Annotated in this window: 17 protein-coding genes and 1 pseudogene; 2 read left to right on the top strand and 16 right to left on the bottom strand. The window is 62.6% G+C overall.

Features of this window, described 5'->3' with window-relative positions:
- Positions 1–2: 2 nt before the first annotated feature.
- Complete coding sequence (locus JCM7686_RS22490) at positions 3–2,966, bottom strand: TrlF family AAA-like ATPase (RefSeq protein WP_020952593.1); 2,964 nt, start codon at positions 2,964–2,966, stop codon at positions 3–5.
- Between the two features lie 502 nt (positions 2,967–3,468).
- On the opposite strand from JCM7686_RS22490, the gene JCM7686_RS22485 reads away from it, so the two are divergent.
- Together JCM7686_RS22485 and JCM7686_RS22480 are read left to right on the top strand one after the other, a co-directional pair.
- Positions 3,469–3,723, top strand: coding sequence for a type II toxin-antitoxin system Phd/YefM family antitoxin (locus JCM7686_RS22485; RefSeq protein WP_020952592.1), 255 nt, complete (start codon positions 3,469–3,471; stop codon positions 3,721–3,723).
- A complete protein-coding gene (locus tag JCM7686_RS22480; protein ID WP_084621310.1) occupies positions 3,720–4,145 on the top strand; it encodes a type II toxin-antitoxin system VapC family toxin in 426 nt (141 codons plus the stop codon). Before JCM7686_RS22485 ends, JCM7686_RS22480 begins: the two co-directional genes overlap by 4 nt.
- A 296-nt stretch (positions 4,146–4,441) precedes the next feature.
- Here JCM7686_RS22480 and JCM7686_RS22470 read toward each other — a convergent pair whose 3' ends face one another.
- The 15 genes and pseudogenes from JCM7686_RS22470 to JCM7686_RS22405 all read right to left on the bottom strand — a co-directional run bounded on the left by JCM7686_RS22470 (position 4,442) and on the right by JCM7686_RS22405 (position 16,077).
- Positions 4,442–4,783: a single-stranded DNA-binding protein gene (locus JCM7686_RS22470; RefSeq protein WP_020952590.1), complete on the bottom strand. Its 342-nt coding sequence runs from the start codon at positions 4,781–4,783 to the stop codon at positions 4,442–4,444.
- 54 nt (positions 4,784–4,837) lie between these two features.
- Positions 4,838–5,863 (bottom strand): type IV secretion system protein, encoded by a 1,026-nt coding sequence (locus JCM7686_RS22465; RefSeq protein ID WP_020952589.1) that lies wholly within the window; start codon positions 5,861–5,863, stop codon positions 4,838–4,840.
- Positions 5,863–6,276, bottom strand: coding sequence for a hypothetical protein (locus JCM7686_RS22460; RefSeq protein ID WP_041528413.1), 414 nt, complete (start codon positions 6,274–6,276; stop codon positions 5,863–5,865). The genes JCM7686_RS22465 and JCM7686_RS22460 overlap by 1 nt, the downstream gene beginning before the upstream one ends.
- A 14-nt stretch (positions 6,277–6,290) precedes the next feature.
- Positions 6,291–7,295, bottom strand: coding sequence for an ATPase, T2SS/T4P/T4SS family (locus JCM7686_RS22455; protein ID WP_020952587.1), 1,005 nt, complete (start codon positions 7,293–7,295; stop codon positions 6,291–6,293).
- A pseudogene (locus JCM7686_RS22450) lies at positions 7,295–8,607 on the bottom strand (TrbI/VirB10 family protein). The gene JCM7686_RS22455 and the pseudogene JCM7686_RS22450 overlap by 1 nt, the downstream one beginning before the upstream one ends.
- Positions 8,604–9,329, bottom strand: a complete 726-nt coding sequence (locus tag JCM7686_RS22445) for a TrbG/VirB9 family P-type conjugative transfer protein (protein WP_020952584.1) — start codon at positions 9,327–9,329, stop codon at positions 8,604–8,606. The pseudogene JCM7686_RS22450 and the gene JCM7686_RS22445 overlap by 4 nt, the downstream one beginning before the upstream one ends.
- Positions 9,326–9,973 (bottom strand): type IV secretion system protein, encoded by a 648-nt coding sequence (locus JCM7686_RS22440; RefSeq protein WP_041528445.1) that lies wholly within the window; start codon positions 9,971–9,973, stop codon positions 9,326–9,328. Before JCM7686_RS22440 ends, JCM7686_RS22445 begins: the two co-directional genes overlap by 4 nt.
- Positions 9,974–9,987: 14 nt before the next feature.
- Positions 9,988–10,758, bottom strand: a complete 771-nt coding sequence (locus tag JCM7686_RS22435; protein WP_020952582.1) for a type IV secretion system protein — start codon at positions 10,756–10,758, stop codon at positions 9,988–9,990.
- Entirely contained in the window at positions 10,755–11,900 is a 1,146-nt protein-coding gene (locus tag JCM7686_RS22430; protein ID WP_020952581.1) for a lytic transglycosylase domain-containing protein, read from the bottom strand. The genes JCM7686_RS22435 and JCM7686_RS22430 overlap by 4 nt, the downstream gene beginning before the upstream one ends.
- A 4-nt stretch (positions 11,901–11,904) precedes the next feature.
- A complete protein-coding gene (locus tag JCM7686_RS24580) occupies positions 11,905–12,114 on the bottom strand; it encodes a hypothetical protein (RefSeq protein ID WP_148292721.1) in 210 nt (69 codons plus the stop codon).
- A complete protein-coding gene (locus tag JCM7686_RS22425; RefSeq protein WP_020952579.1) occupies positions 12,114–14,510 on the bottom strand; it encodes a VirB4 family type IV secretion/conjugal transfer ATPase in 2,397 nt (798 codons plus the stop codon). Before JCM7686_RS22425 ends, JCM7686_RS24580 begins: the two co-directional genes overlap by 1 nt.
- Complete coding sequence (locus JCM7686_RS22420) at positions 14,500–14,778, bottom strand: type IV secretion system protein VirB3 (protein WP_020952578.1); 279 nt, start codon at positions 14,776–14,778, stop codon at positions 14,500–14,502. Before JCM7686_RS22420 ends, JCM7686_RS22425 begins: the two co-directional genes overlap by 11 nt.
- A 12-nt stretch (positions 14,779–14,790) precedes the next feature.
- A complete protein-coding gene (locus tag JCM7686_RS22415) occupies positions 14,791–15,078 on the bottom strand; it encodes a TrbC/VirB2 family protein (protein ID WP_020952577.1) in 288 nt (95 codons plus the stop codon).
- The gene (locus JCM7686_RS22410) at positions 15,078–15,659 is read right to left on the bottom strand and encodes a lytic transglycosylase domain-containing protein (protein WP_041528412.1); all 582 of its coding nucleotides are present in this window, start codon (positions 15,657–15,659) and stop codon (positions 15,078–15,080) included. The genes JCM7686_RS22415 and JCM7686_RS22410 overlap by 1 nt, the downstream gene beginning before the upstream one ends.
- 82 nt (positions 15,660–15,741) lie before the next feature.
- Positions 15,742–16,077 carry a hypothetical protein gene (locus JCM7686_RS22405; RefSeq protein ID WP_020952575.1) on the bottom strand — a complete coding sequence of 112 codons (336 nt, stop codon included), beginning with the start codon at positions 16,075–16,077 and terminating at the stop codon, positions 15,742–15,744.
- Positions 16,078–16,247 lie beyond the last annotated feature (170 nt).

Raw genomic sequence — 16,247 nt, 5'->3', positions numbered from 1 at the left:
TCCTATCTATCTAGGCGGACGCGAAGACGGCGGGCGCGCTCCTTGAAGGCGCGCTCGCCGCCTTCGAGGATATCGCAGACATGTTTGCGCATATCTGCGTTTTCGAGGCCACCCGACAAATAGCGGATGGGTGGCAGCTTGCCGGGCGTATGAGTGCCGGAGAACGCGACGATGACCTGATCGGCGTCCGTGTTGACGACGAGGTTCGCGTTGTGCGTCACCATAATGACCTGGCGTACGTTTTTCGCGGCGATGAATAGCTCTACCAACTCGTCGAAGATCGACTTCGGATCGAGGTTTTCCTCCGGCTGGTCGATGATCAGCGGGCGGTCATCGCTGTCGTCCAAGGCAAGATAGAGCAGCAGCAGGACGATGCCGCGCGTGCCCGGAGAGAGCTTGCGGATATCGACGGCTTCGTAGTCGATACTGTAGCTGATCTCGATATGGCTGGTGCCGTAAAGCCACTTGGCGAAGCGTCTCAGCCAGGAGCGATAATCCGCTTGCTGTGATCGCGGCACCTCGGAGAGATCGAGTAGTTCGGCCTGATGGGCCTGACGGAATCCCGCCATGGCCTCGGCAACGGCTTTTGGATCGCCCGATTCCCACGCCGGCTTCAGCAGCGCGTCGGCCCAGGCCTCCAGCGTGCCTACGCCCTTGAACGGGCCGGTGCGCCGTTTGTCGAACAGGCCTTCGCCCTCCGTCGCCCAGCGATGCACGTCCGCATGGCGCGACACCGAGAACGACAATTTGCGCAGTGTCCCGGACGCTTGCGCAAGCCGGTCCATGAGCGGTCGATACAGCGCGTGCAGCACTTGCTCTTCGGCGGCGATGGATTCGAAGACCCGCAAATAGGCCTTCTCTCGATCGGATTGGAGCTGGGTGGTCCGCGCCGCCGCGCCTTCGCAGTCGGCTAGGGAATCCTTCAGACGTTTCAGTGCGGCGTTCTCGTCCCCGATCTTGGTGGTGATCGTGCGCAAGCGATTGGCGGTGTCCGTATCAATGTTGATGAGGCGCTGAATGCGGCCGATCTCGGCCTCAAGTTCGCCGAGCGACAATTGCTTCAGCTCGGCGTCGTCAGCGACAAATGGCTCCTGGTCGCTCGCCTTACGCGGCAGCTCTTTACCCCGCCACCCCGCAGTCGCCTTCTCGGCCTTGGCCAGCCGCTCGGTCAATGTCCCGTCGACGTTGCCAGCGTAGGTCTGCCGGAATACCTCCCACGACGTGTCGTCGAGATGTGCACCAACGAAATTCTGCTTGGTCGTTCGCAGGGCCATCGGCGCGCGATTTGTTCGGAAATCCGATACGTCGTTCTGCAATGAGCGCAGAGCCTGGCTCTCCTGCGACCAAAGCCGAATCTGCGTCCGGACATAATCGGCCGCTTCAGTGAGCGCATTCAGCCGCGCGACGCGCTCCGCGCTGCCTGCGGTTACCAACTTGTCTCGGCTCTTGATATAGTCGGCGATCAGCGCGTCCTTCTGAGTGATCTGCGATTTGAGGCCCGCGATCTGGCTCTGCTTCTCGCGCTCGAGCCCGATTTGATCGGAGAGTGTCTCGATGGCCTCTTCGTCACGGTCGCGGTTGTCGCGCAACACGATCGTCCGCAACTCCAGCAGCTCGCCAAAATCCGTCGCTCCGTCGCGTTCCAGCGTGCTGTGCGCTTCAAAAATGACCCGTTCGATCTCGTTCAGCAATTCGTCGTTGAGGCCATCAGCCGAGCAAAGCTCCTCGACGAATTTCTGGGAAAGATACCGCGCTCGCGGGTAGAGCGACGGATCAAACGAGTCGTCGAGCAAGGGGCGCACCGACGGATCCCCGGTCTCCCAGCTCAGCCGGACACCCACCCCGTCGAGATGCTCACGCGCTCGCACGATAAATGACGCATTGCTCAATCGTCCATCCGTCGCGTCGCATCCCGCCGCGATCGCATCCGCAAGCGCGGTCTTGCCCGAGCCCCGGGCGCCAATGATGGCGACCAAACCGGGGTTGAGCGCGAGCTTGGGCGTCTGCGCCCAGTCGGCGCCGGTCAATTCAACCTCCGCGACAACGCGTGCTGGTGTCGCCCGAAATGGGGGATGAGGTCCGACATAAGCCCGTCCTGCGGGATCGATGTAGGCTTGGCGTAGCGCATCGAATTCCAGCGCGCCTTTAATCCAAGAATAGCGATTGCCATCGGGTTTGGCGACGGTCGTCTGCTCATGCGCATCGCTGCCATGCAAGCACGGTTTGCACCCGTCATATCGCTCGCGAAGCAGATCCTCTCCGACGCCGCTTTTCCGGCCGAGCCAGAAATCCCGCTGCGCCGGGCTACTGGCAAAAATGACGTGCGCGAACTTCTCGATCTCCTGACGCAGGGTCGCGTCATTGGCGTCGCGGATGCCGGACGTGCCATCGGTTTCGGCGCCGGCGACTGCGATCAAGATGTTCTCTTTCGCCCAATCGCTCCTGCCGTACTCCTCGCGCAACTTGCCAAAGTTGACCTTGAACTGTGAGGCGCCATGGCGAAACGCCGCCCGCTCATCCGTCAGCTCCGGCTTGGACTTCCGCGCTAGCTTAGCAAGATCCTCTCGCGTGCAGGCAAAGTTGTCACCAAAGGCTTCAAATCTCAGCCGGCTGAGAAATCGCTCAACCTCCGAGACATGCTTCGGATCGTCGGGGCAGACGAGAAGGTGAATGTTGGTCCAGCGTTCTTTCACCGTGGCGACGTCGAGCCGTAGCTCGACGTTGGGGAAGACAAGCGCGACCTCCGGTAGGCGGCCGTTTTCCTTCATTTCCCGCACGAAGTGCTGGTAGGTATCGGTGCAATAATAGTCGGTCACCGCGATCGCGCGGATTACCGGCGCTGCCTGTTCGAGACTAGTGAAGTAGTCGCTCCAGGCATTCGGACCTTTGAACTGATTGTTGAACAAGGTGCCGGGCGCATGGATATGCGGCTCCCAACGGTGCCATTCCGAACCTCGATTGATCATACGCCCCCCTAGTATCCTTCCTTCTGTTGTCCCGCTCCGTCGCCTGTGATGCAAGTGCACGGTAGCGCACCGCCATGCATTCCAAATAAGAGTGTTTCTGAAGTTAGCTCCGCGCAATATTGTGCCGCGCTATCCTCTACTTGTCCTCGGAAAAAGCCGCTGTTTTCCCGAGGGTATAGGCGAGCTGGCGAGGCGCGCCGACTAATGGGAGTTTCTGCTCTCTGTTCGGTCACGAATGACCGCAATTCTAGCCTAGCTGCGGGTGCCAAGCCGCACTGCCGCATGACCGCTTTCCGCCCTTTCGGCTGGATCAGTTGCGATCTCGCTGCGGGCTGTCCGAACGGTTGCTCCCGTAATGTTGCTGCGGACGCCATGCCGCACTGCCGTCAGGCGGCTCTCCGCCCTTCCCGCTCATCCGCAGAAGACTGATCGCCAAGATCCCCAGCCTTGACTTTCGTCGCAGGTTTCACATGTAGTAACGTAACCACAATCGGAGGCCGCGATGACGATTCATACGATCAGCAGCCGTGAACTGAACCAGGATCTGGCCCGGGCAAAACGTGCGGCGCTTGACGGTCCGGTGTTCATCACGGACAGAGGCCGGCCGGCCCATGTCCTTATGAGCTTTGCCCAGTATCAGCAGATGAGCGGCCAGCGCCGCAACATCATCGATGCTCTTGCGGTGCCAGGACTGTCTGACATCGAGTTCGAGCCGACAAAGGCTGAGATCATGTCCCGACCGGCCGATCTGTCCTGATGTTCCTGCTCGACACCAATGTGATTTCCGAGTTGCGCAAGGCGGGGGATGGCAGGGCCGATGCCAATGTCACCGCCTGGCTGGGCGGTCAGGATGCCGGGGCACTGTTCATCTCGGCAATTACCGTGATGGAGCTGGATATCGGTGTGCGCCGCATCGAGCGGCGCGATGCGGTGCAGGGAGCCATGCTGCGGGCATGGTTCGCAGAACGGGTCCTGCCGGAGTTCCAGGACCGGATTTTGCCGGTGGATACAAGCGTGGCGCTGCGATGCGCGGGTCTACATGTTCCTGATCCGAGATCAGAACGTGATGCGCTGATAGCGGCGACGGGGCTGGTCCACGGTTTCACGGTCGTGACCCGCAACACCGGTGGTTTCAGGGACACAGGGGTGATCTTGCTTAACCCTTGGGTCAGAGTGTGACTGACAGCCGGAAGACCCTGTTACAGAGCTTTGGGCCAGGCGCAGATCACTACGGCACCTGTTCAGAGGACGCCTTCTCCCGTTTCTCGGGCGAAAAGCAACCGGGATAGGGGTTGGCAGGTCCGTAGCCTATCCCGTTCTCGAGGAAGAAGCCCAACTGCCCGAGCAGCCACGCCCGATGCCAGCACGAGCCGGCCAGCAGCAGACGCAGCCAGCGTGGCGGCTGGCGGCCCGAATAGCCAGCGAGATACATCTGGTTCAGAAGACCGCTGCGAAGGCGGGTTGCAGTGCAACCCTTACCCATCTTTCCCGACCGGCACGACTGCAAAGCGATCAGCCGTGAGTGAGGTCTCATAGACGGTCTGCCCGTCTTTGGCGTAATTGCTCTCGCCGATCCGCCCCCTCACATGGACGAGGTCGCCGGGTTTCAGGTTCTCCTTCAGCCAGGCGAAACCCGCCGTGCTGCGCTCAAAAAGGGTGACGGTGTTCCAGTCAGTGCGCTCGCGCAACTCGCCGCTGTCCTTGTCCTTCCAGCTGTCGGTTGCGGCGATGCTGACCTTCAGGACCTTGCCGCCGCCAAGCTCGGTTCTACGGCCGACATAGCCCTGAATCTGGAATTCCGCGAAGGTGTACAGCATCTTATCTCTCCTCGTTACGGTACTAAACTTGAACGGTAGGTTCCCTGCGGTCGACTACTTCCCGAGCCGCCGCGCTCTCTCCGCGACCCGGACAACTTGCCCGCCGGCGGCCAGAGCGGCAGATTTCACGGCAGGTGCATTCTTAGCGATCTGGTGCCCAACCATTTCGCCGGTACTGAGATTTCCCATGCGCTCGCGCGCCTGCACGCCGCGCGTATTCAGCATGCCGCGGGTCATTGCCGCAGTCCCGGCTGCAACCGCTGGTCCCGCCACCACCATGAAATTCCCCGACAGCCCGCGCACAATCAGAGGCGTGGCCGCGACGAAGCCCTTCGCCAGGAAGATCATGACGAAGAAGGGGATGAGTGAGCCGATGTTGGTGGCGGATTCCGGGTCTCCAACCTGCGCAAGGAGGGCGTTTGCCATGCCCACCACAGTCGAGAACATCGCGGCGATCACCACCGGGTAGAACGCATAGCTGACGGTGGTCGAGACCCAGCGGTGGAAGAAGTCCTTGGTCGCATCGAAGAGCGACATGGCGATCATCACTGGCGCCAGGCCCAACATCAGCGAGAGCATCATCTTGGCGAAGATCAGAACGATCCCGGTCATGAAGCCGAGGATGCTGAGCAGAATGAGGCCGATGCCGCCGAGGATCGCGCCTGTCATCCACCCCAAGTTATTGCCGATGGCATTCAGATAGGCCGAGAACCGTTCGATCAGATTGTCGAACTCACCGGCAAAGTGGGTCGCGCCAGCCCCACCACCCCCAACCGATGCGACCAGCGCCCCTGCGATATAGTCCAGACCGCCGATCACCGCATTCGCGACCCCGTTGAAACGGGTCCAGTTGAAGGCGAAGAACCCGATCAGGGTCAGTTTCAGCAGATACCAGAAGAAGGTTGCGCCATCCATGCTGCGGTACTGGAAGGCCATGTTGATGCAGAGACCAATCAGGGAGAGCGTGACCATCAGCAGGGTGATCGTGCCGATATTGCTCGCCACCGCCCCGAACTGCGATTCCGCAGCCGAGGCGAGGAAGCTATCGGCTGAACCGACCATCCAGCTGACGACGCCCATTACCAGTTGCCCTGCGCTTCGCAGACAGTTTGAACTGCATGGCGCAAGTCATTGGCCTGGCGACGCAATACCCGTTGGGTTTGCGTGTGCTCAGCCTGCGGAAGGTCCGCGAAGCGCTCGGTATATTCAGCGTCTGCAACAGACCAATCCGGGAAACGTGTTTCGCAGGAACAATCGCCATTTGCCACGATGGTTTCCCACGAGCGCAATTCATAGAGGGCCATCACGGTCAGCGCCTTGTAGGCTTCGCGGGGAGGGACATTTTCAACCCATGCCGGGCGCTCGGGCCTGTCGTTGCAGATCCGGTACCGTTGCGGCTCAAGCGTAGGTGTCAGATCGTTGGTGACGGGCGTCTGGCCGATGGCCGGAAAGGCGGCGGCGCAAACAGCAGCGGCGAGAACAAGAACACGCATGGGGTTTCCTTTCATCATTCGGAGGCAAGGCGTGAGGGGACCTCATCAAGTCCAATGCCGGGCAGGTAGAATTCGGTGATGCCTCTCGCCCCCTCATGCCGGCCGGCCTGAATGATCACGTCGATCGAGCCTTCGATGTAAGTGATCATGTCGGCATAGGTCATCGGAAGGTCCGTCTTCAGGGCGGCAATGGCAAGGCGCCGGACGGCGAGCTGCGGTGTCTCGGCGTGAAGCGTCGTCAGAGATCCGCCATGGCCGGTATTGATCGCTTCGAGGAAGGTCATCGCCTCCTTCCCGCGCACCTCGCCCAGAACGATCCGGTCCGGCCGCATCCGCAGCGTCGAGGTCAGGAGCGCGTCGGCGCTGCGGGCGTCAGATTCTCTGTCCGAGATCAGCGTCACGACATTCGGCTGCTCGGGCCTGAGTTCGGCCGCTTCCTCAATGGTCAGGATACGCTCGTCATCCGGGATGAGGGAGATGATCTTGCGGGCGGCGACCGTCTTGCCGGTGGAGGTGCCGCCAGAGACGATCATGTTCAGCTTGTTTTCGACACAAAAGCGTAGAGCCGCATCGATCTCGCCCGAGGCCACCACCTTCCGAAGCGCGAGGTTGCGTTCCTTGCGCAGACCTTCAAGGCTACGTTCGCGGCCGTAGAGGAAGCCAAGCCTGATCTGCTCGAGCGGGAGCGTCGAGAAGAAGCGCAGCGAGATGGAAAATCCGCCCTCGACCGCAGGTGGTTGGATGACCTGAGCCCGGATCGGTCGATTCCCCCAAAGGATACTGACCGACACGATGGGCTTGCGGGCGCTCAGCGTCGTATTCGCCGCCGAGGCGATCTGGTTTCCGAGGTCGCGGATCTCGATCTGTGTGAGCGGCTGACCCAGGTCTCGCATGAAGTGATCGCCCTGGAACTCGCCCCAGACCCGGCCATCTGGGTTGATGCAGATCTCGATCACATAGGGACTGCGGATCGGATCCCCCAATCGAGACAAAGAGGCTTCGAGGTAACTTGCCGCCATCAGAGGATCTCCAGATCGCGGTCGACCATCACGGTGATGCGGGTGCCCTGTGGCACACGGATCACCGGGCGGATCGAGAGATAGTCCTGCATCACGCTGCGGCTGGCATCGCGCAGGTCCGTCGCCACATCGCTGGCCGCATCCGAGGTCGTGTCGTCGTCAATGCTCGCGGCGGCCGCTGCCGGGACCGCGCCGATGAGGGAAATGAGTGCCGCCGAGCCAAAGCGGGTGCCAAAGCGCTGTCGACATCTCCGGTGACACCGGAGCGGCCGAGTTCATCACCGCCAAAGGCGCTGATCTGGACAGTCTGGTTGTCGGGTAGGATGATCCGATCCCAGCCGACCATCACCCGGGATTGCGCGAGGGAGACCTCGGAGCGGTAGCGTCCAATCAACTGGGCACCGCGCGGGATCAGGATACGGGTGCCGTCAAAGGAATGTACATCTTCCGAGACGACCGCCCGGATCACGCCGGGTAGGGTGCTGTCCATCGCGGTTTCCAGGACGGCCTGGATCATCGTGCCTTGCACCACGGTATGACCGGGGTTCACGATGATCTCGGCGCGGGTCATGGGCGCCGCCGCCGCGCCACCCCGCACGAAGGCCTCGTCGGCGCTCAACCGGGCGGCTTCGACCTCGGTTTCTCCGTTCACTCCCCCACCCACACCGGACCAGGCCAGCATGGGGGAAGTGATGCGTGCCTCGCGCGCCGCTGCCTCAGCTGCCCGCCGTCGCTCGAGCTCCGCAAGCCTTGCATCTTCCTCGCCGTTGCCGGGCGCTCCTAGCCGGGCAATCTCGAGATCCATGCGGATCCGCTCCAACTCGCGGTCCCGCTCGACGAGCTGCCGCTCAAGAGCGCTGCGGGCTTCCGCGTTCGAGGCATCCAGAGCCGCCAGCTGTGCTGTCAGGTCCGCGATTGCCGCCTGCGCCGCTGGATCGCCGGTTTCGACGGGGCGCGCGCGCATTTCGGCCAGTTCGGCTTGCAATCTGCCAAGGGTTTCTCGCAGTTCGAGTTCTGCGGCACTTGGCCCTTCAGGAACCGGCGTGGGTGCCGGAGCAGGTTCTGAAACCGGCGTTACCGGGAATTCTCCGAAGCCCGACCCTGCGCTCTGGAACTCTTCAGCAGCAGCCGTTGGCAAGCTGGGCTCTGGCTTTGGCTGTAGGAGCAACCACCCCAGTCCACCGATCACCAGAATTGCGGCGCTGCCGAGCAGGGCCGCAAAGAGAGAGGGGCGTGCGGGCACCTTACGCTTTCCCGTCGAGGCCTCTATGGCTTTGAGGCGGGCAGAGAGATCGTCGGGAGCGCCGCTCATGACGATGCCCCGCCCTCAGAGCCTGACATGTCCTGGATGCAGATGACCTCCTCCCCGAGGCGCAACACCCATTGGCGGTGAACCCCGGAGACCCGGATCACACCCTCGTCCTGCGCGACCGAGTTCACGGTTCGCTCGCGGCCGCCGGTCCAGCGGAAGATCGCAGGCACAGGGGCGTTCCGCGGGAAGCGGAAATAGGTGAATGTGCCGTCATCCCAGACCGCTGTCGGTGTGAACTCGGTCTGGCTGCTGACAGCATAGTTGCTGTTCGGCGCACCTGCAGCGACGGCATTGACGGCAGGCGTGGCTGCATCAGGGTAGCGGAACTGCACGACATAATGTGGAGTCTCGCGCGCTTCGACGACATGGAAATAGTAGGAGCGCCGGTTGGTATAGACGGTGATGTTCGTCGCGACATTCGACGCCACCGGCTTGATCGCAAAGGCCCGGCCGCCGGGCACGCCGTCGAACTGGAATCCTGCGGTGTCTCCCGCGATGATCGAGCGGATGGTTTCCCCCTCTCCGAACTCGATCGAAGTGACGCGGGTCAGATTGGTGACCACGCGGTAGACCTGTCCCTCGGTCCAGGTGGCAACCCGCACCCGGCTGTCATGCGATCCGGGGCGCGGTGTGGTTTCTGCGAACGCGGGCAAGGCTGCGACGATCAGGACGGCGGACAGAAGCCGGGAAGGGAGGAGTAGGCGGGGCAGGGCAAGCTTCATTCCGACCGGTCCGATCTGATGGCATATTGGGTGACGGTGAAGCCGAAGGGGTTCTGCCAGACAGCGTCGATCGAGCGGGCACGCTCTGGGCGGAACTCGAACATCAGCGTCGCGGTGAAGAGCCCGACCTGTCCGCCCTGCGGGCTGGTCAGGCGCTTGCGCAGGCGAACCTGAGCGCGATTTTCGCCGATAAGGGTGATGCTGGCGATCTCGACCGCCATCTCGGATGTGGCGCCGTAGCGGGTCGGAGGGAAACTCTCCTGGCCGCTGGTCCACATGGCCCGCATGCTGGCCTCCGCCGCGCCGATGGATTGCGCCAGAACCCGGTTCACCCGCAGGTCGTTGTCGAGTTGGTTGTAGGTCTCGCGGTCAATGATGTAGCGATAGATCTGGGACTCGATGACCGCCGGGCGCTCGGACAGTCGCACTGCCTGAACAGTCGCGTTCGGCAAGGCGAGCCCGCTTTCGGGGTCATAAGGCACCACCACGGGCAGGGGAGGCTCGACAAGGATCGCGACGGCGGCCGCCGCGAGGCAGCCCAGAACCCCAAAGCCCGCTCCAGACAGACCGATCACCCGCCATTGGCGCTCCCGGCGCAGTGCGCCATAGACCAGTTCTTCCTCGACGACCTCCCGCACGGCCATATTCGCGCCCGCCGTCATTCGAGGCTCGGCATAGTGAAGTCCATGTAGCGCCGCTCTTCGGCAATAGTCGCGGCATCGACCACGCCTGCGTTGCCCGCGCCGATGGTCTGGATCGCCTCCAACTCCCACATCCGGGTCATGGCGATGGCGAGTTCTGCCGTGACACGGGTGTTATGGTCCATCGAGGCCTTGAGATCGTCCATATCGGGGATCATCGCGACGAGGCGCTCGACCCGCGCCAGAGACTGCGCCGCTTCCACATGACTGTTTTGTGCCGCTGCCGAGAGAACCGCGCCCGTGGTCGCCCGTGTGGCAATGCCCTCGGCCCCGGGGCTCCCGCTGGTGGCGATCTCACGAAGGGAATCCTCGTCGAAACCCGCGCTCGCCAGCGCTGCTTGCATCTGGGTGCGCATCGGCCCGGCGGTGCCCCCGAGCAGATTGCTCCAGTCGCCTTGCTGGATGCCGCGGATCAGGCCGGGGATGTCTTCGAACTTGGCCTCGAGAAGCTGATCGAGGTCGCCGCCCATGAGCAGGCCGAGGATTTCGCGCGGTCCGGTGAGGGACGCGTACATGCTCTGCAACTGGTCGAACTGCTGCTGCAACACGTCGAGTTGCTCAAGCGCATTCTCGAAAATGTCGCTCTGGATCCCGAAATCTTCCAGCATCTGCTGCAGCTGACGGATTTCCTGGGCGATGTTCTGAGTATCGACCGTCGGCACGCCCTGGGCCGAGGCGCCGCTGGCGAGACCGAGACAAAGTGCCGTGCTGATCAGAAACCGTCTCATCGCAAATCCTCCAATCGGAAATCCATGAACCGCCGCTCGGCCGCCTGTGCAGCGGCCAGCGCGATCTGTTCGTCACTCAAGGGTTGGGTCTGCGCCGCTTTGAGCCGGGTGCGGATGGCAACGATCCGGGCCAGCTCGGCACGCGCATAGGTGTTCAGGGCGATGGACGCCTGCACGTCTTCAGTCGCTCCGATAATCTGAATTATGTCATATAAGCGCTGTGCCGCAGCCTGAACCGACACCATGGAATAATCGCCATAGACACCGGATCCATGCGCCGAGAGGCTGAAGCTCGCATTGGCCAGCAGCACCGGATCGATGGTGCCGAGCGCATCGGGGCCGCCCACCATCGCGAGATAGCGATTGTACTGCGCCGGGATCACCACGACATAATTCTGGGTCTCGGCAAAGGGCGGCACGCCGCTGTATTGCTGCACACGGCCGGGCCCGGCATTATAGGCGGCCAGCGCATGGATGATGTTGCCGTCAAACATGCCGAGCATCTGCGCCAGATAACGTGCGCCGCCGGTCACCTGCAGGTAGGGATCCTCATAATAGGCCGGGTAGATCCCGAGATCGCCGGCGGTGCCCGGCATGATCTGCGTCAGGCCAAAGGCACCCACGCCGGACTGAGCGCCGATCTGGAAGCGGCTTTCCTGCCAAATCAGAGCCTGAAGGAGGCAGCGCCATTGCACCGGCGTCAGGCCAGCGCGCGACACGCCTGAGAGAGAGTAGGTGTCGCGGGCTCCGCGGATGATCAGCTCTTCGACCGTTTCGCGGGCGTCTCCGAACAGGCGGGTGGCGGCGGGGTTGCCGTCTTCGGTCGCATAGACTGACGATGCAGCCGTCTCTCCCACGTGCCCGGCCTCCAGCGCTGCGACGGTGGCACCGACTGAAGCGCTTGCGCCGGTGGTCATCGCGCCAAGAATGCTCTCCAATGAGGCCAGCTGCTGGCGCTCAATCTCGGCCAGTTCCTCTTCCCGGGCCAGCCGGTCGCGCTGCAACGCGATATCCAGATCTCGCTGTGCAATCGTCGCCGCCGTCCTGGCAAAGCCCTGAGCGTCAAAGGTCGGCACACCCTGCGCGCCCAAGGGCTGCGCAAGCGAAATGCCGATCATAACCTGTGGCAAGATCCGCGCCATGGCGTCAGTTCGCCGCGCCGATCAGGGTGAAAGCGCAAGGGTCTGCCGCTCGCGAGACCTCGCCGCCCATGGTCGAGACCGTGACGCGGGAAGGACGTTCGACAAAGCTGAAGCAATTGGCCCGTGGGGCCTGCCCGCCTGCACAAGCGGCAAGGAGCAGGAGACTGCCGAGGACGGGAAGATGAAGAAACCGGGCACCAGTTACACGAGACATCACGACTTCTCCTTCCAGAAATCAGGGCGGTCGCGGTAATCCGCCCCCACGAGTTGCTCGCCTTTCTCCATCCCGCCAAGGACGGTGACGAGAGGGCCGAGGGCTGAGAGATCGGCATCGATGACAACCGAGCCACGGTCGTCGCGCACCAGCGCCAGGCGCGATGCGGTACCCACACCCAGAAGGACATCGAGTTCCTTCCCGCTGAGACCGAGCATCGCGTAATCGGCCGCGCTGGCGCGGATATTTGGCAGCAGGATCTGGGTCGGCACCGCCTCGACGATGGTCTTGCCGGTGCGTGTGCGTTCGAGCTGGCTCGCGTATTGGGTCATCATCACAACGACCGCGTTCTGTTTGCGGGCCGTGACCAGCCAGTTGCTCAGACGATCCGCGAAATAGCCATTGTCGAGCGCCTTCCAGGCCTCGTCGATCAGGATCACCGTCGGGCGGCGATCCTCGATCACCCGCTCGACCCGGCGGAAAAGGTAAGAGAGCACGGCCATCCGCTCGCGCTCACTCTCGGAATCGAGGATGCCGGTCAGATCGAACCCGGATACTTCACCGCCGAGCGAGAAGCTGTCTTGCGGGTTGGCCCCGAAGATCCAGCCATAGCGGCCGGTCTCGGTCCATTCCTGCATCCGCTCGAAGAGATCGCCATCGTCATCGGTCGAGACCAGCAGTGAGGCAAAGTCCGACCAGTTGCGAAGTCCGGCATGGTCGGCACCGGCGTTCTGGCGCACAACCTCCTGCAGACGGTTGGTCTGAACAGGGGTCAGCGGCCGGTCGCGGCGTTCCAGCAGTGTCGCCAGCCAATCGGCCAGCCACGCCTGACCGCGATTGTCGATCTCGGTCTGAAGCGGGTTCAGCCCCGTGGGCTTGCCCGCACGTACCGTGGCATAGCTGCCGCCAAGAGCGCGGACGGCCATCTTCATTCCGGCGCGGTAATCAAAGATGAAAAGCCGCGCACCGGCCCGCCGTGCCATGGTCATCAGGAAAGCGGCCAACACCGACTTCCCGGAACCGGGGCGCCCGAGGATCAGGGTGTGCCCGCCGGTCGGTTCCTTGAGCGGCGAGCCCTGCTCATGGAAGCTGAACCGAAAGCCGCTTCGCTCCGGAGTCGGGAACACAGAGATTGGCACGCCCCAGGGCAGTTCCTCACCGGTCTTGCCGAGTGGCGTGCGGTGGAAGGTCGCGAGATCCGCGAAATTGTGGTTGGTGATCGCTGCTTTTCGGCTGCGAGCGCCGGTGTTCCCCGGGTGCTGCGCCATAAAATGCGCACGCGACCCAAAGCCTTCCGAGATCAGGTTGATGCCGGAACTGGCCGAGATGTTGCGGATCTCGGCGCAGATGTCGTCGAGATGGGCCCGGGATCTGGCATAGACCGCCACGGTCATATGGTGTTCGCCGAAGATCAGGCGCTTCGATTCCAGATCATCCTGCGCCAGTTCCAACTCCTGAGCGAGGCTGACCGCACCATCATTGGCGGCCTGCATCAGCCGCAACTGGCGTTTGATCCGGCCCGCCATGATGTTCGAATTGATCGGCACGAAGGAATGGGTGACCACCATATCGACCGGCAGATTCAGCTCATCGAGCATCAGGCTGTCGGTCTTGGCCGGGTAGTTCTTCACGGCAAAGATTGCCCCGAACTTCTCGCCCACGGCGCCATCAGTCAGGTGGATCTCCGGGCCGCGGAAGGTGACGCGGGTATTGGCAACGTCCTCGGCGAGGATGCCGAGGCGCGAGGTCGGGAAGAGCGGGTGTTCCTCCCCAGTGTTCAGGCTGCCGAGGAAGCCGAGCAACTCGCCGCTTTCGGCCGTCAGCAGGCGGGGCTTCAGATCGGAGAAGCTGGAGAGCATGAAGCCGACGACCTCATCAAGCTTCCGCAGCCTCCGCGTGGTATCGGCGGCAAGTCGGGCGCGCGAAGCCGCGGCGATGAAGGGGGTCCGGCTGCCCGGGGCGGGGCGTTTCAGGATTGATAGCGTCAGGGTCTTGTCGCGCAGCCAGCTCTTCGCAAGCTGCGCCTGCCAGCGCGTATCGACCGCAGCGGCAAACCCGTCGCCCGGTATCGGCGGCAGATTGGTGTCCACCGCCTTCGATACCTTGTGCAGATAGAACGAAAACTCCGTCCCGACCTGCGCCACCACACCCGCAAGCAATGCCCCGATCCGGTCAAGATGGCTGTCCTCGGAGGTTGTGCTGTTCACTCCCTCCAGCCGGATGCATTGCATCAGCTCATTGCCCCGGGTGCGGATCGTGTTTCCAGCGACCAGGCTGACATAGGGCAGCATATGTGCGAGCCGCTTCTCCTTCCCGGCCCAGGTCGGCAGCGCCGAGATCGGATCGGAGCCAATTGCTGACTCATCCATTGCAGCGGTCACGGCATCACGGGGCATAGCTGTCTCCCCCGTGATGCTTGCGATTCCGTGTCGGCGGGGTCTCCTGCAGCGTGATCACCAGCACGTCGAGGAAGTTCGGATCCCAGTCCGCCGCCTTCCATAAGAGCGGCCAGGCAATCCCGGCCGCCACGACGATGATCCAGCTCTGGGCCCAGAGGAACAGCATCGACGAGCCGAAGAGCCAGACCATGGAATACATGATCGGCAGTCCCATCAGCTTGGGGGGCCGCAAGAGGCCGATGAAGACGCGCGACTGTTCCGCCATGGCTCTGCGACCTCAGGTGGTCCAGATCGCGGCAACGATGGTCGGCGCGGCGGCAATGCCGGCGATTGCCACCAGTACCCAGAGAGCCTGACGGAAGTCGAGAATCCCGAACAGCCAGGACAGGAAGACCCCGATCAGCGCCAGCGTGCCGATCACGATGCCCAGGGGGCCGGTGATGGCATCAACGATGCCTTGCAGCAGGGTCTGCACCGGCGAGAGGTCGATGCTCTGTGCCAGCGCGGGACCGGCCAGGACCACAAAGGCCATCGTCATGATGCCGGTGACGGAAGGGGACTTCATCAACTCGTTCCTTTCAGCCGCGTATAAACGGCCTGCACACGGGCCACGTGGCCCTGGGTCTCAACATAAGGGGGGATGCCACCGTGGCGGCTGACGGCCTCGGGTCCGGCGTTATAGGCGGCCAGCGCCAGCTCCGGCGTGCCGAATGTCTCAAGCATCAGGAGGAGATAGCGGGCCGATCCGTCGAGATTCTGCCGCCAGTCGTTCGGATCGACCCCGAGAAAGCTGGCGGTATCGGGCATCAGCTGGCCGAGGCCGATGGCTCCGGCATGGCTGAGCGCAGAAGGGTTATAGGCGCTCTCGACCTCGATATTGGCGCGGTAGAACAGCGTCCAGTCAGTAACAGACAGCCCCGCCCGCCTCAGCGCGGCATGGCCACCATAGCGCAAGGCGGTGTCTTCGATGCCTTGCAGAATCTCGGGGCTGGCAGAAACAGGCTGCGGCGCAACGGCGCTGGCACTAGCGCCCGGTTCGTCCTGCGGTGTCGTGAAGAGGAAGAGACGATCCGGCGTCTCGGCACCGAACTGGCGCATGAAGCCCGTGTCGGATGACACCGAGGCCAGTTGGCCATCCAGCGCCACCCGAAACACAAAACCCTCTGCGCTCGCATCGACCGGATTGAACCCGGCAAGGACGCAAAGGGCCAGAAGAAGGGATGAAGCCTCAGCCCTGCTGCGCGGGCGCGGGCTCCGGCAGTTGGTGGAGAGAGCGTCCCCCTTCTTCGAGCGGAATATGCGCCGTGCGCATTCCGATATCCGAGAGGAAGCTGACAAGCCCGGCGACGGTCTTGAACTCGCGCGCCTTGATGTAATTGCGGCTGGTGACGACGATCTTCTCATCGCCGCCAGCGGGCCCGATGGCCCGCACATACCAGGAGCCGTACCAGGCGTTGAGGCGCTTCTCGGCTGCGGTCCGACAGACCACTTCGGCCGAATAGCCCTGGGCGAGCAGCTGTCGCAATCCGTCTTCTGTAACCACATTCGGGGCGTCTTCTAGCATGGTCTCCCCGCGGCTCCTCTCCATAGAATGGGTCAGGCCATGGGGAATCAAATCACCATAGCCGTATCATTACACCATTATTGATAGCAATGATTATTTGTCGTATTGACGGCAGATCATCGCTCCATAAGGGTGGATAGCCCAAGACTGTGACAAATCAAAGCAATGAC

Source organism: Paracoccus aminophilus JCM 7686 (assembly GCF_000444995.1).
Classification (GTDB): domain Bacteria; phylum Pseudomonadota; class Alphaproteobacteria; order Rhodobacterales; family Rhodobacteraceae; genus Paracoccus; species Paracoccus aminophilus.
This window is presented reverse-complemented; position numbering and strand designations above follow the sequence as displayed.